The sequence below is a fragment of the Desulfacinum hydrothermale DSM 13146 genome (assembly GCF_900176285.1).
Taxonomy (GTDB): Bacteria; Desulfobacterota; Syntrophobacteria; order Syntrophobacterales; family DSM-9756; genus Desulfacinum; species Desulfacinum hydrothermale.
Map to the genome: position 1 here is coordinate 161,379 of NZ_FWXF01000004.1, position 19,542 is coordinate 180,920.

21 protein-coding genes and 1 riboswitch are annotated in these 19,542 nt (G+C 60.7%); of the genes, 11 read left to right on the plus strand and 10 right to left on the minus strand.

All coding sequences use genetic code 11. The annotated features are described in order from the left end of the window. Positions 1–120: 120 nt before the first annotated feature. Both B9A12_RS05590 and B9A12_RS05595 read right to left on the minus strand, forming a co-directional pair. Positions 121–624 carry an FKBP-type peptidyl-prolyl cis-trans isomerase gene (locus B9A12_RS05590; protein WP_084056890.1) on the minus strand — a complete coding sequence of 168 codons (504 nt, stop codon included), beginning with the start codon at positions 622–624 and terminating at the stop codon, positions 121–123. A 14-nt stretch (positions 625–638) separates the two neighbouring features. Then, the gene (locus B9A12_RS05595) at positions 639–1,262 is read right to left on the minus strand and encodes a tetratricopeptide repeat protein (RefSeq protein ID WP_084056891.1); all 624 of its coding nucleotides are present in this window, start codon (positions 1,260–1,262) and stop codon (positions 639–641) included. 274 nt (positions 1,263–1,536) lie between these two features. On the opposite strand from B9A12_RS05595, the gene B9A12_RS05600 reads away from it, so the two are divergent. The 6 genes from B9A12_RS05600 to B9A12_RS05625 all read left to right on the plus strand — a co-directional run bounded on the left by B9A12_RS05600 (position 1,537) and on the right by B9A12_RS05625 (position 6,614). After that, positions 1,537–1,773: a dissimilatory sulfite reductase D family protein gene (locus tag B9A12_RS05600; RefSeq protein ID WP_084056892.1), complete on the plus strand. Its 237-nt coding sequence runs from the start codon at positions 1,537–1,539 to the stop codon at positions 1,771–1,773. A 151-nt stretch (positions 1,774–1,924) separates the two neighbouring features. Further along, the gene (dsrA, locus tag B9A12_RS05605; protein WP_084056893.1) at positions 1,925–3,199 is read left to right on the plus strand and encodes a dissimilatory-type sulfite reductase subunit alpha; all 1,275 of its coding nucleotides are present in this window, start codon (positions 1,925–1,927) and stop codon (positions 3,197–3,199) included. Positions 3,200–3,210: 11 nt separating this feature from the next. Continuing rightward, positions 3,211–4,311, plus strand: a complete 1,101-nt coding sequence (gene dsrB, locus B9A12_RS05610; protein WP_084056894.1) for a dissimilatory-type sulfite reductase subunit beta — start codon at positions 3,211–3,213, stop codon at positions 4,309–4,311. Positions 4,312–4,374: 63 nt separating this feature from the next. After that, the gene (locus tag B9A12_RS05615) at positions 4,375–5,826 is read left to right on the plus strand and encodes a cobyrinic acid a,c-diamide synthase CobB (RefSeq protein ID WP_084056895.1); all 1,452 of its coding nucleotides are present in this window, start codon (positions 4,375–4,377) and stop codon (positions 5,824–5,826) included. 41 nt (positions 5,827–5,867) lie between these two features. After that, positions 5,868–6,185 carry a TusE/DsrC/DsvC family sulfur relay protein gene (locus B9A12_RS05620; RefSeq protein ID WP_084056896.1) on the plus strand — a complete coding sequence of 106 codons (318 nt, stop codon included), beginning with the start codon at positions 5,868–5,870 and terminating at the stop codon, positions 6,183–6,185. A 243-nt stretch (positions 6,186–6,428) separates the two neighbouring features. After that, entirely contained in the window at positions 6,429–6,614 is a 186-nt protein-coding gene (locus B9A12_RS05625; RefSeq protein ID WP_084056897.1) for a ferredoxin, read from the plus strand. Between the two features lie 345 nt (positions 6,615–6,959). Here the strand turns inward: B9A12_RS05625 and B9A12_RS05630 are convergent, their stop codons facing one another. Further along, positions 6,960–7,403, minus strand: coding sequence for a cytochrome c3 family protein (locus B9A12_RS05630; protein WP_084056898.1), 444 nt, complete (start codon positions 7,401–7,403; stop codon positions 6,960–6,962). Positions 7,404–7,598: 195 nt separating this feature from the next. On the opposite strand from B9A12_RS05630, the gene B9A12_RS05635 reads away from it, so the two are divergent. Further along, positions 7,599–7,874 carry a DUF3303 domain-containing protein gene (locus B9A12_RS05635; protein WP_084056899.1) on the plus strand — a complete coding sequence of 92 codons (276 nt, stop codon included), beginning with the start codon at positions 7,599–7,601 and terminating at the stop codon, positions 7,872–7,874. A 21-nt stretch (positions 7,875–7,895) separates the two neighbouring features. Continuing rightward, positions 7,896–8,140, plus strand: a riboswitch (cobalamin riboswitch). 116 nt (positions 8,141–8,256) lie between these two features. Further along, complete coding sequence (cobT, locus tag B9A12_RS05640; protein WP_084056900.1) at positions 8,257–9,315, plus strand: nicotinate-nucleotide--dimethylbenzimidazole phosphoribosyltransferase; 1,059 nt, start codon at positions 8,257–8,259, stop codon at positions 9,313–9,315. 151 nt (positions 9,316–9,466) lie between these two features. Here the strand turns inward: cobT and B9A12_RS05645 are convergent, their stop codons facing one another. The 7 genes from B9A12_RS05645 to B9A12_RS05675 form a co-directional block, all read right to left on the minus strand. Beyond that, positions 9,467–11,386: a penicillin-binding protein activator gene (locus B9A12_RS05645; protein ID WP_170920371.1), complete on the minus strand. Its 1,920-nt coding sequence runs from the start codon at positions 11,384–11,386 to the stop codon at positions 9,467–9,469. A 195-nt stretch (positions 11,387–11,581) separates the two neighbouring features. Continuing rightward, a complete protein-coding gene (gene dnaK / locus B9A12_RS05650; protein ID WP_084056902.1) occupies positions 11,582–13,498 on the minus strand; it encodes a molecular chaperone DnaK in 1,917 nt (638 codons plus the stop codon). A gap of 107 nt (positions 13,499–13,605) precedes the next feature. Beyond that, positions 13,606–14,247: a nucleotide exchange factor GrpE gene (grpE, locus tag B9A12_RS05655; RefSeq protein ID WP_084056903.1), complete on the minus strand. Its 642-nt coding sequence runs from the start codon at positions 14,245–14,247 to the stop codon at positions 13,606–13,608. A 148-nt stretch (positions 14,248–14,395) separates the two neighbouring features. Continuing rightward, positions 14,396–15,469: a heat-inducible transcriptional repressor HrcA gene (gene hrcA, locus B9A12_RS05660; protein ID WP_084056904.1), complete on the minus strand. Its 1,074-nt coding sequence runs from the start codon at positions 15,467–15,469 to the stop codon at positions 14,396–14,398. A gap of 195 nt (positions 15,470–15,664) precedes the next feature. Further along, positions 15,665–15,883, minus strand: a complete 219-nt coding sequence (locus B9A12_RS05665; protein WP_084056905.1) for a hypothetical protein — start codon at positions 15,881–15,883, stop codon at positions 15,665–15,667. 436 nt (positions 15,884–16,319) lie between these two features. Beyond that, entirely contained in the window at positions 16,320–16,871 is a 552-nt protein-coding gene (locus B9A12_RS05670; RefSeq protein ID WP_084056906.1) for a metal-dependent transcriptional regulator, read from the minus strand. 83 nt (positions 16,872–16,954) lie between these two features. Beyond that, a complete protein-coding gene (locus B9A12_RS05675) occupies positions 16,955–17,377 on the minus strand; it encodes a hypothetical protein (protein WP_084056907.1) in 423 nt (140 codons plus the stop codon). Between the two features lie 156 nt (positions 17,378–17,533). Here B9A12_RS05675 and B9A12_RS05680 point away from each other — a divergent pair, with 156 nt between their 5' ends. From B9A12_RS05680 to pyrE, 3 genes are read left to right on the plus strand one after another with little or no spacing between them, the layout of a single operon-like run. Then, positions 17,534–17,776 (plus strand): hypothetical protein, encoded by a 243-nt coding sequence (locus B9A12_RS05680; RefSeq protein WP_084056908.1) that lies wholly within the window; start codon positions 17,534–17,536, stop codon positions 17,774–17,776. 11 nt (positions 17,777–17,787) lie between these two features. Next, a complete protein-coding gene (locus B9A12_RS05685) occupies positions 17,788–18,939 on the plus strand; it encodes a cysteine desulfurase family protein (RefSeq protein WP_084056909.1) in 1,152 nt (383 codons plus the stop codon). Further along, positions 18,939–19,514, plus strand: a complete 576-nt coding sequence (gene pyrE / locus B9A12_RS05690) for an orotate phosphoribosyltransferase (protein WP_245802362.1) — start codon at positions 18,939–18,941, stop codon at positions 19,512–19,514. Before B9A12_RS05685 ends, pyrE begins: the two co-directional genes overlap by 1 nt. The last annotated feature ends 28 nt before the right edge of the window (positions 19,515–19,542 follow it).

Genomic DNA, 19,542 nt, shown 5'->3' on the forward strand with positions numbered 1-19,542 from the left:
CTCAAAAGGCACCACCGGGCACCCAGAACGGCGTGTCCGGAAATGCCGATTTCGGCAGTTTTGGGTACGGTTAGGTGTGCGAAATGGCCTTGACCCCAATGGAGGTTTGGCGTTTTCGGGCTATCCCAAGGCCCCCGGCGGGGTCACATCCCCCGTCTTGCAGGGGCGAAGCTCCGCCATTTCTTCCGGCTCCAGCGGCCGCACGCTCATGATCTTCACCTGGTAATGAAGGTCCTTGCCGGCCAAGGGGTGGTTGTAGTCCAGCACCACGCCGTCGGCGTCCTTTTCCTGCACGTAATAGGTGTATTGAGCCCCGAGGACGTCATTGGTGGCCACCACCCACTTGCCCACTTCCAGGTTGCGGCCTTGGGGAAACTCGTCAAAAGACTTCCTTCGGATCTGCTGCGGGTCGCGTTCTCCGAAGGCCTCGCGGGCCGGGATGGTGAAGCTCAGTTCTTCGCCCACCTCTTTTCCCAGCAGCCGGCTTTCCAGGGCGGGCAGGACCTGGTCATAGCCCACCGCAAAGTTCATGGAGGCTGGTTCCTCACCCCCCTTGAGAACGGTGCCGTCATCCAGTCGCACGCTGTACTCGATGACCACAAAGTGGTCCTTGATGACCTCCACGCGTCACCTCCCTTTCATTCCACCGGGTAGCCCAAGGCCTTGGCCTTTTTCAAATGCTCCGCGGCCTTGGCCTCTTCCCCCGTGGCCGCATAGGCCACGGACAGGTTGTAGTGGGCGGGAGCGAAGTCAGGTTGGAGCTCCAGGACCTTGAGCGAGGCGGCGATGCTGTCCTGGTGGCGGCCCATCTGTAGGTAGGCCACAGCCAGGTTGTTGTGGGCCTGGAGAAGCTGCGGCATGAGCTCCACGGCCTTTCGGCAGGCCTCGATGGCCTCCTGGTGATCCCCCTTCTGGAGATGGGCGAAGCCCAGGTTGCTGTAGGCCATGGGAAGGTTCGCGTCGATCTCCAACGCCTTGCGGTTGGTCTCGATGCAGCGGTCCAGATCGCCTTCCTGGAAGTAGAGTCCGCCCAGATTCACATAGGCCTGGGCCAGGGTGGGATCGCATTCGATGGCCTGCTTGAATTCCGAGATGGCCTCGGCCCGAAGCCCTTTGCGGGCGTAGGCGATGCCCAGGTTGTAGTGGAAGACGGGGTTTTCGGGCTCAAAAAAGATCCGTTCGCGAAGGTACTTGATGTACTGGTTGAGGTCCGCCAAGACTTCCTGGGGAATGTCCGGCGTCTTGTTGGTAGACTGTGCCATGGGTTGTCCTCTCTTCGTGGCCTCTGGTAGTGGTATGGGACGCTTCGTTGCGAGCGCCGACGGAAACTAACAGGGGGTGGGGGGAGTGTCAAGCGGGAGGGCGCGAGCCCTCAAGAATCCTGGAATTGTGTTGACAAAGCTTCTTGACCGGGTTTATAGAGGTGGCGGATTCGAGTGAATAGATTCACTTAGTGACCGGCCGAATGGTTGGCAAGGGCCGCTGGGCCCTTGGTTTGTTCGTTTTTTTGGGGTCTCTGACGACAAGGAGAAGAGGATGAGCCAGGAAGCCAAAGAAAAAATTCTAGAGTACATGAAAACGCAAAAGAAATCAAAGCTTTACTTCAATGATCTTTGCAAGGCGGTTCCGGATCTCAAGATGCGCCAGGCCAAAAAGATCATTAACGAGCTTGTGGAAGAGGGCAAGATCAAGTATTGGTCCAGCGGCAGCACCACCATGTACATGCTGCCCGGTGAAGATGACGTGGCCAAGGAAGAAGATTCCATGAAGTAGGGAATTCAAGTGGAATCGCAGGTCGTTGGGGCTCACCCGAAAGGTAAGGCCTGGCGCCCTGCGCGACTCCTTTCGCCTGTACCCAGCAGGTCGGAAGATGTCGTAGTCGGCAGTGGAAGGTGTTTGTGGAACCCTATTAGGAGGTAACGGAATGGCTTTGAAGCACAAGACCCCCATGCTGGAGGAGCTGGAAAAGGGGCCATGGCCGAGTTTCGTGGCCGACATCAGGCGGATGGCGGCCAGAAAGCCCATGTGTGAAGACCTTTTGGGTCTGCTCGAGCTGTCCTACGAGCAAAAGGAAGGCCATTGGAAACACGGCGGTATCGTCGGTGTGTTCGGTTATGGCGGCGGCGTCATCGGTCGTTACTGCGACCGGCCCGACCTTTTCCCCAACGTGGCCCATTTTCACACCTTGCGTGTGAACCAGCCGGCGAGTAAATTCTACTCCACAGAGCAATTGCGAAAGATTTGCGATATGTGGGAGGAGAAGGGCAGCGGTTTGACCAACATGCACGGGTCCACGGGGGACATGGTCTTGTTGGGAACCACCACGGATCAGTTGGAGCCCGTGTTCTACCATCTGACCCATGAGTTGGGGATGGACTTGGGCGGTTCCGGGTCCAACCTGCGGACCCCATCGTGCTGTATCGGTAAGGCCCGCTGTGAATGGTCCTGCCTGGATACGCAGGAAATCACCTACGACCTGACCATGACCTATCAGGACGAGCTCCACCGTCCCATGTTCCCCTACAAGTTCAAGTTCAAGACCTCGGGCTGTCCCAACGATTGCGTGGCCGCCATCGCCCGCGCCGACTGCTCCATTATCGGCACGTGGCGCGACAAGATCCGCATCGACCAGGAAGCGGTGCGCGCCTATGCGGCGGGCGAGTTGGTGCCAAACGGTGGTTCCCATGGCACGGCTAAGCGGGCCTTGGACATTCAGAAGGAAGTCGTTGACCTGTGTCCTACCGGGTGCATGGAATGGGATGGTAAGACGCTGAAGATCTGGGATGAGGACTGCACGCGCTGCATGCACTGCATCAACGTCATGCCGCGGGCATTGCGTCCGGGTCAGGACACCGGTGCTACCATTTTGTTCGGTGCCAAGGCCCCGATCCTGGAAGGTGCTCAGTTGTCTTCCGTGGTGATTCCGTTCATGAAGATGGAGCCTCCTTATGATGAATTCAAGGAGCTCATCGAGAAGGTATGGGATTGGTGGATGGAAAACGGCAAGAACCGCGAGCGCCTGGGTGAACTCATCCAGCGCTTCGGCATGAAGGCGTTTCTCGAAGCCATCGAGGTTCAGCCCGACCCGCGCATGATCAAGACGCCGCGCTACAACCCGTACATCTTCTACGATCCTGCGGATGTTCCCGGCGGTTGGGAACATGACCCCAAGGCCTTCCGTGAACGGCATCATGCATAGGAGGTGACACCATGCCATTCGATCCGAACGACATCATGAAAGACCGCATCACCGATATCGGACCTCCCAAGTACGACAACTTCTTCCCGCCCTACATCAAGGAAAACTACGGGAAGTGGAAATACCATGAGATCCTGGAGCCGGGCGTGCTGGTCCATGTGGCCGAAACGGGCGCCGAGGTGTACACCGTCCGTACGGGTGCTCCGCGACTCATGTCTGTGGATTACATCCGGGAAGTGTGTGAAATCGCCGACAAGCACTGTGGCGGATATGTGCGCTGGACCACCCGGAACAACATTGAGTTCATGGTGGACGACAAGTCCAAGCTGCAGCCGCTGATCGACGACCTGAGGAGCCGCGGCAACTGGTTCCCCATGGGCGGCACCGGCGCGTCGGTGACCAACATCGTTCACACCCAGGGCTGGGTCCACTGCCACACCCCGGCCATCGATGCCTCCGGTATCGTGAAGTCGGTCATGGACGAGTTGTTTGATTACTTCGGCTCGCACAAGCTGCCGGCCCAGGTGCGCATCTCCCTGGCCTGCTGCCTCAACATGTGCGGCGCCGTACACTGCTCCGACATCGCCATCCTGGGTGTGCACCGCAAGCCGCCTTTTGTGGAACATGACCGGGTCCAGAACGTGTGCGAGATCCCGCTGGTGATCGCGGCTTGCCCCACGGCGGCCATCAAGCCCAAGAAGGTGGGCGATCGGAAAAGCGTGGAGATCAACCAGAATCGCTGCATGTTCTGCGGCAACTGCTACACCATGTGCCCGGCTCTGCCCATCGCCGACGGCGACGGCGACGGCATCGCCCTGTGGGTGGGCGGCAAGGTGTCCAACTCCCGTACGGCGCCCAAGTTCTCCAAGCTGGCCGTGCCGTACATCCCCAACGAGCCGCCTCGTTGGCCCACCGTTGTTCAGACGATCAAAAAGATCGTGGAAGTGTACGCTTCCGACGCGCGCCGTTACGAGCGGATCGGCGAATGGATCGAGCGCATCGGTTGGGAACGCTTCTTCGAAAAGACCGGGTTGGAGTTCCGCCATGAGCATATCGACGACTACCGTCTCGCTATGACCACGTGGCGCACCACCACCCAGTTCAAGTTCTAGAAACGCCTCCAGGGGGCGGGGGCTGCCCCTGGGCAGGCGCCGCCCCAGAGATGCGATGCGTGCATGATCTTCAAGACGCCTCGGTTGATGATAGCAGCCCTCAGTGGTGGTGCCGGCAAGACCCTGGTGTCCCTGGGCCTTGCCGCCGCATGGCGCCGTCGCTTGGGGCTTTCCGTTGTTCCGTTCAAAAAGGGTCCGGATTACATTGATGCGGGGTGGCTGGCCATGAGCGCCGACCATCCGTGCTACAATCTGGATCCCTTCCTCATGGGGCCCCGGGACATCCTGGGTTCCTTTGTGAGGCGCTCCCACGGGGCCGACGTGGCTCTTATCGAAGGCAACCGTGGTTTGTACGACGGAGTGGATGCGGACGGAACCTGCTCATCGGCCGAGCTTTCCAAACTCCTGAAAGCCCCGGTGGTGCTCGTCTTGGACGCCACCAAGATGACCCGAACGGCGGCGGCTCTGGTGCTGGGATGCCGAACCCTGGATCCCCTGGTGAACCTTTCCGCAGTGATCCTGAACCGCGTGGCGGGGGCCCGGCACGAACGGGTGCTCCGGGACTCCGTGGAAAGGGTGAACGGCGTGCCCGTGGTGGGGGTCCTTCCCAAGGAGCGGGAGAACCTTTTTCCCGAACGGCACATGGGGTTGGTCCCGCCTCAGGAACACGGCCGACTGACGGAAGCGGTGGCCAGGCTGGGCGAAAAGATAGAGGCCCATGTGGACGTGGAGCGGCTCTATGAGATGGCCCGGCGTTCGGAACCGATGGGCTGGCCCGCTTTCGGCGGGTGTGATGGTGCTTCGCGGCCCACGGCCTGCGGGGTCCGCATCGGGGTCCTGCGCGATGGTGCCTTCCAGTTCTACTACCCGGAAAACCTGGAGACGCTCCAGGAATTGGGCGCGGAACTGGTCGTCATCGACAGCATGCGCGCTTCCCATCTGCCGGACCTGGACGCTCTTTATGTGGGCGGAGGCTTTCCCGAAACCCATCTGGTGCAGATTGCGGGAAACGACAGGTTCCGAGCGTCGGTGCGGGAAGCCATCGAAGCGGGGCTCCCGGTCTATGCGGAATGCGGCGGTCTCATGTTCTTGAGCCGCGGGATTCGAGCCGGCGGTCGCCTCCATCCCATGGTGGGGGTTTTGCCCTTTGAGGTGCAAATGGCAAGAAAGCCCCAAGGGCACGGCTACACCGTGCTGGAGACCGTGAAAGACAATCCGTTCTTTTCCCGGGGCGGAGTGTTGCGTGGCCACGAATTCCATTACTCGCGGGTGGTCAACGTGACGGGTTCTCTGGACTTCGCTTTTCGGTTGAAAAAGGGTTGTGGAGTCTTGGAAGGTTGGGACGGGGTGTGCTATAAGAACGTCTTGGCTAGCTACAGTCATCTCCATGCGTGCGGTCAAAAGGAATGGGCCGAAGGGGTTGTAAGGGCGGCGGTGCGATACCGAAGCCGGAAGGCGGCGGTTTCCGGAACGGTGCTCCCGGCCCCGGAAGCGTCCGAGGTAAAGGCCTTGTAAGAGATCGGTGTTTATTCATCACTAGAGAGGAGGAACTTCTCATGCCGCAAGTCGAATACAAAGGCAAAGTGTTTGATGTGGATGAAGACGGCTTCATCGACAGCTTTGACAAGTGGTGCCCTGAATGGGTGGATTATGTGAAGGAATCGGAAGGCATCCAGGAGCTCACCGAGGAGCACTGGAAGGTCATCCACGTGCTGCAGGATTACTACAAGAAGCACGGCATCGCCCCCATGGTCCGGATCCTCACCAAGGTCACCGGCTTTAAGCTCAAATACATCTACGAGCTGTTTCCGAGTGGACCGGGCAAGGGCGCCTGTAAGATGGCCGGCCTGCCCAAGCCGACCGGTTGTGTGTAAGACGTTCCGTTTGGGCTCCGGCCTCAGGCCGGGGCCCTGCTTTTTGCGGGATAGCCGGCGGGGCCCGTATATGTGTCCCGTGCTATGAGAAAAGAATCACATGGTCGATCCCGCCCGCTTTGGGCTTGACATCCGCCGGGGAAGCCGATAAAGGCTCGGTGTGCGTAGAAACCTGGCAAGCGAGCGGGGCCATGATTCCTGCTCACGGCCGGCATCTCATGACAAAAAGGGAGGAAGAAGGCAATGTTCAAAGTGACGGTTGACAAGGACAAGTGCACTGGCGACGCTGAATGCGTGGATGTGTGCCCCGTGGACGTCTACGAACTGGTGGACGGCAAGGCGGAGCCGGTCAACGAAGACGAGTGCTTGGGCTGCGAAAGCTGCGTTGAGGTGTGTGAGAATGACGCCATCACCGTGGAAGAAGTCTGAGCCCTGCTTTGCTTGAGCTTTGAGAAGCCGCCCGGAGGTGTTGGAGCCCCGGGCGGCTTTTTCTGTTTAAGGAGAAAGCGTGAGAGTGCGTTCCCCGGTGCGGGATGATGGTTTGAAAAGGGATGGGGGATCGCCGGTGGAAGCGGATGCAACCCCCAACGGAATGCGTGCATGGGATGTTTGGCCTCGAAAGACCTCCCACCCAAGGAATCGGGCGCGCATGGCCCGGCACCGGCGCGGGAGACGCCCCGATGTGTCTGGGCGCACTGTGGGTGGCGTTGCCGGAAGCCAACAAAAAAACCCGGCCACAGGGACCGGGTCTTTGTATTGGCAAGGAACTGGATCCTATTTTTTCTTTCTGGGGTGACACTTGGAACAGGTCGTGGGAGCCTTCGTCTTCCTGTTTTCCTTTTTGACCTTCCTGTGGCACTTGATGCAATTGTTGTGAAAGGCCAGCTTCAGGTTGAGCTTCTGCTGTTCCGGTGCAAGCCTCTTTTCGCCCCTGATCGTGGGCTCGTTGTGGCATTCTTCGCACTTCTTGACCGGATCACCTTCCTTCCACACGTTCTGCCCGCCTTCATACTTGTGGTGGCACTCGGTGCACGCCACGCCGTATTCGTCGTGGTGCTTTTTGTGGGAGAACTCCACCGGGCTCTTGGTGTGTTTCGCCCAGAGGCTGGGGTTCAAGGTGATCACATCGGGCGCGTCGGACGCCACGGCGATGAGGGTTCCGGCAAAGATGAGAGCCAACGCCAATAGAGGCATGACCAACCAGCTGTTTTTCTTCACGATGTTTCCTCCTTTTCCCGGGTTTTGTCCAGCACCTTGTGATTCCCTTCACGCCAGCTGATTATAGTGGAGCCGTCGGCCAGGCGTCAAGGAGCTTTTGGCTTCAAAAGTTCCCGTTGACAGGCTCCACCCAGCTGGGGCTATATTTTAGCAAAAGATCCATGCGCTGGGAACTCAAACGAAGAGGAGGGCCCCATGCTCTTTATGGCGATCTACAATTACGCACCGGAAGACCGGGACCGGGTGATTGAGAGAACGGCTGAACTGCCTGAGGTTACCGGGGTCAGCCTAAAGGGCGAGTGGTTCGATGTGACGGGCCATCGGGTGTTTCGTCTTTTCGAGGCCGATGACGAAGCCCACGTGGCGGCGTCCGTCTTTCAATGGACGGATTTGGGCTTGGCCGAGGTGGTTCCGGTCATGGAGACGAAGAAGGCCCTGAAGCTATTGCGGAGGACCGCCAAAACGAAATAAGCAATTCACGTGGTCGTTATCTGCATAGGGTGTCACGGCGGTGCCCGGCAATCGGGGTAAAAGGGAAGGCGGTGCGAATCCGCCACGTGAGGCCGGCGCTGTGAGCGGGGATGAAATCCGAGTGAGGCCACTGTTTTCTTGCCCGAAGCGGGGGACGGCGCGAAAGTGAGGACGCCGAAGCCCACCGAGCGCGGCAGGGGAGCGGGAAGGTTCGGAGAGTAAGAGGATCCGCGAGTCAGAAAACCTGCCGTCGTGATGGTTTCAAGGCAGCGAGATTGCCTGTGCCTAAGGGTGATCCTTCGAGGTCTGCCGACCTCGAAGGATTTTTTTGTGGCGTGGACCATCGACGCTTGGACACGAAAAAGCAAAGGGAGGTGCACCGATGGAACTGCAACAATTGATGGCCGCCATCGAACCGGCGGACAAGGCATGGGAAGAGAAGGCATGGGATCGCTTGCGCTCCCAGATCCGGCCCCGGGGGTCTCTGGGCAGGCTGGAAGAGATGGCGGCCCGGGTGGGCGGAATGTGCAGGAGCTTGGCGCCCGACTTGAGCCGGAAGCTCATCTTCACCATGGCCGGGGACCACGGAGTGGCCGAGGAAGGCGTGAGCGCCTATCCCCAGGAGGTGACGGCCCAGATGGTCTTCAGCTTCGTCCAGGGCTGGGCGTCCATCAGCGTACTGGCCTCCCATGTGGGGGCGGATGTGCGCGTGGTGGACTGCGGGGTGGCGGCCGATCTATCGCCTGAATGGGCCGTGGAGCACCGGAAGATCGGAAAGGGAACGGCCAACATCGCCCAGGGGCCGGCCATGAGCCGTGAGGAGGCGCAACGGGGGATCCTGGTGGGGGCCGAGCTGGTCATGCAAGCGGCCCGGGACGAGGGCTACAGTCTCTTCGGCACGGGGGATATGGGAATCGCCAACACCACTCCGTCCACGGCCATTGTGGCCGCGTTCAGCGGACGGCCCGTGGCGGAACTGACGGGTAGGGGAACGGGAATCGACGACGAGGCGTGGAAGCGGAAGGTTCAGGTGGTGGAGCAGGCCCTGGAAGTGAATCGACCGGATCCCAAGGACCCTGTGGATGTCCTGGCCAAGGTGGGCGGTTTCGAGATCGCAGGCCTTGCCGGCGCCGTACTGGGCGCGGCGGCGGCCAAGGTCCCCGTGGTGTGCGACGGGTTCATCGCCACCGCAGGCGCTCTGGTGGCCTGCCGATTGGTGCCCACGGCCAAAGACTATCTTTTCGTTTCCCACAAGAGCCAGGAGGTGGGACACGCGGTCATGTACGGGTTGCTGGGGCTGGAGCCCATCCTGGATCTGGGCATGCGCTTGGGGGAAGGGACCGGAGCCGCCCTGGCCATGAGCCTGGTGGAAGCGGCGGGCAAAGTGCTCCGGGATATCAAAACCTTCGAGGAAGCCGGGGTGACCGACACGGGCCACTAAGAAGCGGCGCCGGCTCAAAAAGCCGGGTCATTTCCATTGCCGTCGTAGCCGCGGGGCTTCCGCCCCGCGGAAAAAACCCCAACAACTTATCCGACGATCCAACCGCCCACCGGATCCCCATGCCCAGTCGCAACGGACCCCGGACCTGGGATTACGGATAAACCCGTACCAGGTTGCCGTTTTGGACTTGCAAAATGGGATAGTCCCGCACCAGGTGGCCGTCCGAAGCCAGGTGCGCGGCACCGAAGGGCCCTTGGGAAAGGCTTGTGTTCAAGAGGGCCTGGCGCAGGGCCAACCGATCCAGGGTGCCGCCGTTGGCTTCCATGGCCTTGCGGCGGGCCTGCAGCAACAGTCGGGTGGCTTCGTAGCCCTGGGCGGCCAGGTAATCGGGGTCCTTGCCGTAGATCTTCTTGTATTCGCCGGTGAAATCCGCAACCTGGGGATCCTCGAAGACGGGGTCGTCTCTGTGGAACGCGGAGGGAAAGAGCGCGTTTTCCACATAGACGCCCCCGATGGATACAAGAGAACTTTCTTCCCACAGGTTCGTTCCCAGCAGGGTGGCGTCCACCACGTTGTAGTAGGGGAGCTGAGGAGCCAGCAGGGCCACCGTCTTGGCCGCATCGGGAATGAAGACGGCTTCCACGGGGGAGCTGTCCGGTGCGGATCCGGTGGTCTTTTGCGCCTGTTGGAGCAGGCTCAGGATCGGCTGCTTAAAATCGGTGCTTTGGGGTGTATAGGAAACCTGGGCGAGGATTTGGCCGCCGCGGCGCTGCACCTCTTCCACAAACAGACGGCTCAAGGACCTTCCATAGGTTTCATCGGGATAGAGTACGGCGTAGCGGATGAATCCCCGCACGTCCATGCAATAGTCCACAAGGGTTTGGATCATGTCGCGCTGATCCACGAAGGCGTGGAAAAGAAACGGTGTGGGGGTGTCCGCCGTGCGCTTTTCGGTGAAACTCAGCACCGGGACGGCCCATCGGTTCATGAGCGGAATCATGGCGTTGGCGCATCGGGGACTGACGGGGCCCAGGATGCTCAGGGCGCCATGATCCGAGACCAGGGAGGAGAAGGCGGCCACGGCCTTGTCCGGATCGGCGCCGCTGTCCCGGACCACCAATTTCACGGGATCTTCCGGAGAGCTTTCGTTCCACTGGTCCAAGGCCAGGGCAGCCCCCGAGAGCAGGCGACGGCCGAACGAGGCGTGGGGACCGCTCAGAGGGGCCAGGAAGCCCAGGGTTTGAGGGGCCGCCGGGATACGTTCGGCCACGGCTCCGTGCAGACGTCGTTCGATTTCTTGTGCCACCGGATGTTCGGGGTATTGGGCCAGGATCTGGAGCAGGGCCTCGCGTTGCTCTTCCGGGGCCAGGAGCAGGGCCCTGCGGTAGGTCACGAAGGGGCGGAGCCTGGGCTGGGAGACGGTTTGCAGGAGCCTTTCCGTGGTTTCGGCGTCCAAGGCCGACGTGACCTGGAACGCCAGCGCGTCCAGGGCTTTCAAGTCGTCCTGGGAAGGCGACAGCCCGTAGCCTTGGGCCAGCCAACGCAGCGCGGCTTCGGTGTCCTTCAGGTCCCGGTAGAAGGAGGCCAAGACACGGCACAGGGCCTGGCGGGCTTGGGGATGGTGGGAGGTCTGGTTCCACAGGGCCAGGCCCTCTTCCAGAATCTTAGGGTCTTTTTTCCGCAGCCATCGGGCCTGCAGGAGCCCGATTTGGGCCGAAACGGCCTCTTTCCATTGGGGAAAGTCGCGGAGCACGCGTTCCAAAACCACCTGCGCCTTCTCAGGGTCTCCCAGTTCGATCCATACGGCCGCCTCGCGCGTGAGAGCGCGGGGCGCAATGGCGTTGGTGGGGAAGAACTGGGCGATGCGCTCATAGGCCGAAATGGCCTCCTGAAGCCGGCCTTCTTCTTCCAGGGTCCGCGCTTCCCGGTAGAGGGTCTGGGCCTCCGGGGAGGGCACTCCATGGAAGATCTCGGAAGGAACCAGCACCTTCGGGGGGCGCTGCAAGGAGGCGCAACCCCAGTGAACGGCCAGTAAAGCGAGAACGAACCAGAAGGAAAGACGCCGCGCCATGCCCATGTCTCCTCCATTGGGGTGTGAATCGGCTGCCGGTGGACACGCGGGTGCACTGAACAAAGGCCACTATAGCACAAAGGGGCACGTGTTCTCACGTGCCCCTTGGAATCCTTTGCGTTCAGGCAGGGACGGGGCGGGCCGGTTCCGAAGCGGGTCTACCGGGAATCTTCACGGGGCCCGCCCCGCAGGGTGCTACTTGTCTTTTACTTCTTCGTAGTCGGCGTCCACCACATCGTCGTCGGGCTTGGCGCCGCCATCGCCGCCCGCTTGGGCTCCTTCTCCGCCCGCCTGGGCCTGCTGTTCCGCGGTTTGCTTGTACATCTCTTCCGCCAGCTTGTGGGAGACCTGCGTGAGCTTTTCCATCTCGCTCTGGATGGCTTCCTTGCTGTCGCCCTCCATGGCTTTCTTGAGCGCTTCGATCTGGGACTCGATGTTCTGACGCGTGGCCGCATCCACCTTGTCTCCCAGGTCGCGCAGGCTCTTCTCCGTGCTGTAGACGAGCGCATCGGCCTGATTGCGGATCTCCACCAATTCTTTGCGGCGCTTGTCTTCTTCGGCGTGCATCTCGGCTTCCTTGACCAGCTTTTCGATCTCCTCTTCGTTCAGGCCGCTGGACGCCGTGATCCGGATGGACTGTTCCTTGCCCGTGGCCAAATCCTTGGCCGACACATGCACGATGCCGTTGGCATCGATGTCGAAGGTGACTTCGATTTGCGGCACGCCGCGCGGCGCCGGCGGGATCCCCACCAGGTCGAAGCGGCCCAGGGTCTTGTTGTCGGCCGCCATGGGACGTTCGCCTTGCAGTACGTGGATCGACACGGCCGTCTGGTTGTCCGTGGCCGTGGAAAAGATCTGGCTCTTGCGGGTGGGGATGGTGGTGTTGCGTTCAATGAGCTTGGTCATGACGCCGCCCAAGGTTTCGATGCCCAGGGACAAGGGGGTCACGTCCAGCAGCAGCACGTCCTTCACGTCTCCGGAAAGAACGGCACCCTGAATGGCCGCTCCCATGGCCACCACCTCGTCGGGATTCACACCCTTGTGGGGCTCCTTGCCGAAGAATTCCTTCACCTTCTGCTGCACGCGCGGCATCCGGGTCATGCCCCCCACCAGGATGACCTCGTTGATGTCGTTGGCCGTGAGCCCGGCATCCTGAAGCGCCTGGCGCATGGGGGGAACCAGCTTTTCGATGAGGTCCTCGGTGAGGGCTTCCAACTTGGCGCGGGTGAGCTTGATGTTGAGGTGCTTGGGGCCGGTGGCGTCCGCCGTGATGAAGGGCAGGTTGATGTCCGTCTCCGTGGTGGAAGACAGTTCCATCTTGGCCTTTTCCGCGGCCTCTTTCAGCCGCTGCAGGGCCATCTTGTCGTTGCGAAGGTCGATGCCCTGTTCCTTCTTGAATTCATCGGCCAGCCAGTCGATGATTCGCTGGTCGAAGTCTTCGCCGCCCAGGTGGGTGTCGCCGTTGGTGGACTTGACTTCGAACACGCCGTCTCCGATCTCCAGGATGGAGATATCGTAGGTGCCCCCGCCCAGGTCAAACACGGCGATCTTTTCGTCTTTCTTTTTGTCCAATCCGTAGGCCAGGGCCGCGGCCGTGGGCTCATTGATGATCCGCAGCACGTTGAGCCCCGCGATCTTTCCGGCGTCCTTGGTGGCCTGGCGTTGGTTGTCGTTGAAATAGGCGGGCACGGTGATGACCGCATCGGTCACCTTTTCGCCCAGGTAATCCTCCGCCGTCTGCTTCATCTTCGTGAGAACGAAGGCGGAGATCTCCGTGGGACTGTATTTCCGCCCTCGAATTTCGATGTGGGCGTCCCCGTTGGAAGCCTCCACGATCTTGTAGGGCAGAATGTCCAGATCCCGTTGGACTTCCTTGGATTTGTACTTGCGTCCGATGAGGCGTTTGACCGCAAAGATGGTGTTTTCCGGGTTGGTGATGGCCTGCCTTTTGGCCACCTGGCCCACCAGCCGCTCATCGCTGTCCGTAAAGGCCACCATGGACGGGGTGGTGCGGCCGCCTTCGGCGTTGGCCAAAACCTTGGGTTCCTTGCCTTCCATGATGGCCACAACCGAGTTGGTTGTGCCCAGGTCGATTCCGATGATCTTGCCCATTCGATTCTTCCTCCTTCAAAAATAATGGCGTTCAATCGGTGTCCCATATGTGTGAAAAAGAGTGTTCACCCGTGGTCATTCCCATCCGGTGGCGTTTTTCCCTTGGGTCAACGGGTCGTGTCCTGGGTGTCCGCCGCGGATTCTTCGCGGGGGACTTCCTCCGGGCCGGATGTCCGGGATCCCTTAGCCACCGCCACCATGGCGGGACGCAACAGGCGGTCGTGGAGCATGTAGCCCTTCTGGAATTCCTGGACCACCGAATTGGCCGGGTGTTCCTCCGTTTCGTGCTGCACGATGGCTTCATGGTAGCACGGATCGAAGTCTTTCCCTTCCGATTCGAAGGGCTTGCACCCAAAACGGGCCAGGGTGTCCAGAAAGTGCTTGTGGGTCATCTTCACGCCTTCCAGGAGCTGCTGGGTATCGGCGTCCTGTTCGGCATGCTGAATGGCGCGTTCCAGATTGTCCACCACGGCCAGCAGTTCCCGCAGCAGGTTCTCATTGGCGAAGGTGATGGCTTCCGTGCGTTCGCGTTCCAGCCGCTTGCGCGTGTTCTCCATCTCCGCCGTCTGCCGGAGCAGCTTGTCCTTGAGACCTGCGATTTCTGCTTCCCTTTCTTCCAGCACAGCCTTCCATTCCTCCACGGTGGCCGAGTTGGGATCGAAGGGCTGCTGGGTTTGCTCTTGGGTTTCGCCGTTCATGGACTGTGCGGATTCCTCCACGTTTCCGTTGAATTTGCGTTCCTCGCTCATGAAAAACCACCCTCCACCTCAAATAGGTCGTGAGGCACTTATAATCATTTCTGGCGCCTGTGCCAGCCCCGGTACACAAAAAACCCCGCGCCACCATGAGGCTCGGGATGCCGACACCGGGGGAATGTTATCGTCGCAGATCGGCTTCTCACCGCGGCTCCGGGTGGCCTTGACCCGCCATGTCCTCTTTGGGATCCGCCAGCAACTGGCTGAGAAGGGCCGCGGTGAAGGTCACGATGGGGATGATTCGCGAATAGTCCATGCGCATGGGGCCGATCACCCCCAAGACCCCCAGCACCGTCTCGCCACGCTTGTAGGGGGACGAAACCAGGCTGAGCTCCTGCAGCTCATTCACGTCGCTTTCCGTGCCCAGCACGATCTGAACCTGCCGTTGCGGGTCCAGGGCCTTGTCCAGCAACCGGATGATGCGCGTCTTGTCCTCGAAGGCCTCCAGGATGCGGCGCATGCGCTCCACATCGGCAAATTCCGGATTCCGCAGCAGCTGCATCTGGCCTTCGATATGCACTTCGGCGCTGTCCAAGGCCTCCTGGAACGCTCGCTCGCTCAAGGCCAGGGCCTGGGAAAAGAGCTGGTCGAACAGGACCTTCTCGCTTTCCATCTCCCGAAGGATTCGGTCCTTGACCTCCGCCAGGGGCGCATCTTCCAGAAGTTCGTTCAGGTACCGGGCGTATTTGTCCAGATCGTCCTGGGTAATGTCTTCTTCCCAGTCCAGGATCGTGTGCTGGACCAGCCCGGACTTGGATATCAATACAACCAGAATCTGGCGCGGCCTGAGGCGAACGAACTCAATGTGCTTGAAACGCGTGGCCGTCAACCGGGGCCAGAGCACCACGCCCGCCTGCTTGCAAAACTGGGAAAGAACCTGGGAGGTACGTCGCAGCAGTTCTTCCAGATCATTCTTGTTGGACTCGAAGGCCTTGCGGATGAGAACCTGTTGTTGTTTTTCCAGTTCACGGATCTTGAGGATGGAATCCAGGTAGAGGCGCAGGCCCTTGTCTGTGGGGATGCGGCCGGCCGAGGTGTGCGGCTGCTGCAGCAGCCCCATATCCTCCAGGTCGGCCATGATGTTGCGGATGGTGGCCGAGCTCACATTGAGCCCGTAGTGTTTGGATACGGTCCGCGACCCCACGGGCTCCCCGCTCCGGATGTAGCCGGATATGACCGCTTCCAAGACTTTCTGGTCCCTTTCCCGCAGCTCCATGGCTCCCTCACCGTTGGCGCTAGCACTCAATTTAAGAGAGTGCTAAAGGAACATAGTGTGCCGTCTTTTCTTTGTCAAGCTGAGCGGATGGACGCGATGAGCCCAGGGCATGGGCGGGGGGGATGGGACGCCCAGCGGGCGCCGGAGCCGACTGGGATGGCGACGGCGCAGAAGGGGTCGGCCCCAGGGCCGCTTCTAGCTTCGGACCATGTCGAAGTCATTGAAAAACGATATGAAGTCTTCCTGGAGCTTGAAGCAGCTCATCTTGATGCCGGCCTCGGATTGATTGTGAAAGGTGAGCAGAAGGCGGCCTGGATTTTCAGGATCTTTTTCCACGCGCCCAATCTCTTGCAGTTCGCTTGTGATCTTCTTTTCGTCACAGTCCGGCTTGAGCTCAATCCAAAGTCGCTTCATGGCCTTTCCTCCTTTGAGCCCACCGTGGGCTGATCACCTGGGGGCTTGTCCGAAAATGCCGATTTTAGAACTTTTGGGCATGCCACGTGTTCGAAATGGGCTTGGCCCAAATGGTTGATTTGGCGTAAGGACTGGAAACTTTTAGGCACCCATCATGTCCCTCGCAGCCTGTCCGAGAACGCCCAGGTTGCTCCCTGCTGGCCCGCGCTGCTGGTCTGGCCGCCGTGGGGGCGGGTCCGGAACCCGCCTCGACAAGGCTCAGAAACCTCACATGGCACAGTTGAATCGCATTTGTCAGAAAGGCCAAGGGGCCATTGTCTGACAAACTCCCGGGGGTTTGACCGAAATCAGGCTGCCGGTCAGAGCGCCCCGCCACACATACTTGGTGTGGGATCCGATCCGGAGGTCCGCTGGGAAAAGGACCCACCTGATCGCTTCAGGACAATCTCCCGGGGCCTTGCTCTTCGGCCGAAGGGTCCTTTTGACCGGCCACTTTGCTTTGGCATCGGGCCACACAGGCCTTGCAGTCGGGTTCCTGGCTGGCATCGCTACAGTAATCGGAAAAGGCCTGGAGCCAGTCCTGGCCGGCCCGGGGGCAATGCTTGATAAATTCCAGGAAACGCACCAGCCTTTCCACGGCCGTGGGCCCAATGGCGTGTTCGATCCGGCAGGCATTGGCTTCCGCCTGGTCGTTGTTGAGCAGGAGGGCCGTGGTGAAAAATTCCTTCAGAATCTCGTGGCGGCGGATGACTTCTTTGGCCGCCCGGCGCCCCGTGGGGGTCAGCGTGATGGAGCTGTAAGGGCTGTAGTTGATGAGACCCCGGCCGGCCAGCGCTTTCAGGGCACCCGTGACGGAAGCCCTCTGGACGCTCATCTGCTCGGCGATGTCCTTGGCACGCGCCACCCGGTTGGTGGTTTCCAGATGATAGATGACTTCCAGGTAGTCTTCCAGGCTTGCGGAAAGCCCATCCAGAATGTCCATAGGCATCGGTGTGTCGGGTCCTTGTTGTTTCGTTGCGGCCACCATACCGTTCCCGGGCGGATGGGGTCAAGCACGGGTGCGGCCTGGGATCAGGGCTTGCCGCACATGCGGATCCACTGGGCCGCCGCAAGCCCCCAAACGGCGTTGTAAAAGAAGACAAACAGGGGAGTGAGACTCCCCAGGGAAAGACCCATAATTCCCTTGTGTGCCAGAAAGGGAAAAACATAGAAAAGCTGAGCCAGGGTGGGGCCCAGGCTAAAAAAAATACCCCGTGTGAATACGCTGACCAGCCAGCCGCCCCGAAGCACAGGCAGTAGAAACAACAGGCCCCACAACCCTCCCCAGACGATCCGCGGATACAGGAAGTGTTTGCTCCATAGGGGGGCGATGTGTACCCCCACCTGCTGGGGGATACCCTGATGGCCCAGGTACCAGACGAGCAGCGAATTGACCAGGGCGCCGATGCACCCCGCGGTGAAAACCACGCTCATCCTGTCGAAAAGCGTCTGCATCTGTCGGATCCTTCCTCCCAGCCTGCCTGGGGCGCCCCAGCTCTGATGAAGGGGAAAAGAGGGTCGCTGAAGCGAAAAGAAACCGTCCAGAGGTTGATAACACAAGTCTGGCATTCTATAAAGGACCCAATTGTCACAGAGGAAAGGAGCTTTTTGATGAAGATCGTTTGTTCAGACTGCCGTTATGTGGGTGAGGCCGTGGAGATGAAGAAGGGGTCGCGCAAGAAGGAGATTGCCCTGTGGTGCTGTCTTTTTCTTCCGGGGCTCTTCTACACGCTGTGGCGTCAGTCGACCGACGGCAAGTACCTGGCCTGTCCACAGTGCACCGGAACCCGGTTCCGGACACTCAAAAGGCGCGAGTGGAAAGAGTTCGAACGCAAAGGCAGTCTGCCCACCTGAAAAGGGATTCCATGGAACTCAAGGACCCCGTCTACCTGGACTACAACGCCACCACACCCATCGACCCTCGGGTGGCCGAGGCCATGGGCCCGTGCCTGGGCGAGGTGTTCGGAAACCCGTCCAGCTCCCATGCCTACGGGCGAAGGGCCCGTCGGGCCGTGGAAGAGGCCCGGCAGCAAGTGGCGGCCCTTTTGGGCTGTGAGGCGAGTGAGGTCGTGTTCACCAGCGGCGGAACCGAATCCAACAACATGGCCTTGCTGGGAGTGGCCCGGGCGCTGGCATCCAAGGGGCGCCATGTGGTCACCAGCAGCATCGAACATCCCGCCGTCCTGGAGCCCTGTTTGGCGCTTTTGGAGGACGGCTTCGATGTGACGTTCGTCCCCGTGGACGGATACGGGCGGGTGGATCCCGACGATATCCTTCGGGCCCTGCGTCCCGACACCATCCTGGTGAGCCTCATGCACTCCAACAACGAAGTGGGCACGCTGCAGCCCGTGGCGGAGCTGGCGGGGCCGCTGCGGGAGCGGGGGATCCTTTTCCACACCGATGCGGCTCAAAGCGTGGGAAAGGTGCCCACGCGGGTGGCTGATTTGGGGGTGGATCTGCTCACCGTGGCCGGGCACAAGCTCTATGCCCCCAAGGGGGTGGGCGCCCTCTATGTGCGCTCGGGCACCCCCATGGACCGGGTGCTGTACGGCGCGGGCCAGGAAGGGGGCCGTCGGCCGGGCACGGAGAACGTGCTGGAGATTGTGGGGCTGGGCGCCGCCGCCCAGTGCGCGGCAAGGGATCTTTCCCGGGAAATGGAGCGTCTTCGGTCCCTGCGCGACCGTCTGGAGGCGCACCTGTTGGAAAAGGTGCCGGACGCTCGAGTCAATGGCCATCCTCGGCATCGGCTTCCCAACACCCTCAGTATCTCTTTTCCCGGATTGACGTCGGGAGCGCTTCTTGCCGCTCTTCCCCATGTGGCCGCGTCCGGTGGGGCCGCGTGCCATTCGGATGGTGTCAGGGTATCGCACGTGTTGGAGGCCATGGGCTTGGACCCGGAGGTGGCCAGGGGAACGCTGCGGCTCAGCGTGGGGCGTTTTACGGATCGCGACGACGTGGATCGGGCCGCGGAGGCCATCGTCTGCGCCGTTGGGAGCCTCAAAGAGGGATCTAATTGATGCACACGGACGCCATGCTCCAGCGGCTGAAGGAAAAGATCCTTCAGCAGGCCTTCCAATACTCGGAAACGCCTTCCTTTCGGTTGGTTTCGGGGGCGTTCAGCCGCTTCTATTTCAATTGCAAGCGGGTGACTCTGGATCCGGAAGGCCAATACTTGATCGGTCATCTCATCCACGAGCGCATCCGGGAACTGGAGGTGCAGGGCATCGGAGGGCTCACGCTGGGCGCCGATCCCATCGCCAACGCCGTGGCCTACACCTCCTGGCTGAAGGGGCGTCCCATCCAGTCCTTTGTGGTGCGCAAGGCCCAGAAGGACCATGGCGTGGCGGCCCGAGTGGAAGGCAACGTTCGGCCCGGGGACCGGGTGGTGGTGGTGGACGATGTGATCACCACGGGCGGGTCCACGCTGCAGGCCATCGCGGCATGCCGGGAGGCGGGCTTGCAGGTGGTCCGCGTGGTGGTCCTGGTGGATCGCCAGGAGATGAACGGCCGGGAAAACATCCTGCGGGAAGTGGACACCGTGGACGCACTGGTTGTTCGAGATGACATCATGGCCCTCCGCGCGGGAAGCTGACCCCCCGGAGCAGCGTGTCATTTGGCTT

What these genes read in the sequence shown, in the direction of transcription:
- grpE (WP_084056903.1), bottom strand. Translation starts at nt 14,247, where the DNA reads ATGAGCGAGGAACGCAAATTCAACGGAAACGTGGAGGAATCCGCACAG.
- B9A12_RS05685 (WP_084056909.1), top strand. Translation starts at nt 17,788, where the DNA reads ATGGAACTCAAGGACCCCGTCTACCTGGACTACAACGCCACCACACCC.
- dsrA (WP_084056893.1), top strand. Translation starts at nt 1,925, where the DNA reads ATGGCTTTGAAGCACAAGACCCCCATGCTGGAGGAGCTGGAAAAGGGG.
- B9A12_RS05675 (WP_084056907.1), bottom strand. Translation starts at nt 17,377, where the DNA reads ATGCAGACGCTTTTCGACAGGATGAGCGTGGTTTTCACCGCGGGGTGC.
- B9A12_RS05665 (WP_084056905.1), bottom strand. Translation starts at nt 15,883, where the DNA reads ATGAAGCGACTTTGGATTGAGCTCAAGCCGGACTGTGACGAAAAGAAG.
- B9A12_RS05680 (WP_084056908.1), top strand. Translation starts at nt 17,534, where the DNA reads ATGAAGATCGTTTGTTCAGACTGCCGTTATGTGGGTGAGGCCGTGGAG.
- B9A12_RS05595 (WP_084056891.1), bottom strand. Translation starts at nt 1,262, where the DNA reads ATGGCACAGTCTACCAACAAGACGCCGGACATTCCCCAGGAAGTCTTG.
- cobT (WP_084056900.1), top strand. Translation starts at nt 8,257, where the DNA reads ATGGAACTGCAACAATTGATGGCCGCCATCGAACCGGCGGACAAGGCA.
- pyrE (WP_245802362.1), top strand. Translation starts at nt 18,939, where the DNA reads ATGCACACGGACGCCATGCTCCAGCGGCTGAAGGAAAAGATCCTTCAG.
- B9A12_RS05600 (WP_084056892.1), top strand. Translation starts at nt 1,537, where the DNA reads ATGAGCCAGGAAGCCAAAGAAAAAATTCTAGAGTACATGAAAACGCAA.
- B9A12_RS05615 (WP_084056895.1), top strand. Translation starts at nt 4,375, where the DNA reads ATGATCTTCAAGACGCCTCGGTTGATGATAGCAGCCCTCAGTGGTGGT.
- B9A12_RS05635 (WP_084056899.1), top strand. Translation starts at nt 7,599, where the DNA reads ATGCTCTTTATGGCGATCTACAATTACGCACCGGAAGACCGGGACCGG.
- dsrB (WP_084056894.1), top strand. Translation starts at nt 3,211, where the DNA reads ATGCCATTCGATCCGAACGACATCATGAAAGACCGCATCACCGATATC.
- hrcA (WP_084056904.1), bottom strand. Translation starts at nt 15,469, where the DNA reads ATGGAGCTGCGGGAAAGGGACCAGAAAGTCTTGGAAGCGGTCATATCC.
- B9A12_RS05670 (WP_084056906.1), bottom strand. Translation starts at nt 16,871, where the DNA reads ATGCCTATGGACATTCTGGATGGGCTTTCCGCAAGCCTGGAAGACTAC.
- B9A12_RS05645 (WP_170920371.1), bottom strand. Translation starts at nt 11,386, where the DNA reads ATGGCGCGGCGTCTTTCCTTCTGGTTCGTTCTCGCTTTACTGGCCGTT.
- dnaK (WP_084056902.1), bottom strand. Translation starts at nt 13,498, where the DNA reads ATGGGCAAGATCATCGGAATCGACCTGGGCACAACCAACTCGGTTGTG.
- B9A12_RS05620 (WP_084056896.1), top strand. Translation starts at nt 5,868, where the DNA reads ATGCCGCAAGTCGAATACAAAGGCAAAGTGTTTGATGTGGATGAAGAC.
- B9A12_RS05625 (WP_084056897.1), top strand. Translation starts at nt 6,429, where the DNA reads ATGTTCAAAGTGACGGTTGACAAGGACAAGTGCACTGGCGACGCTGAA.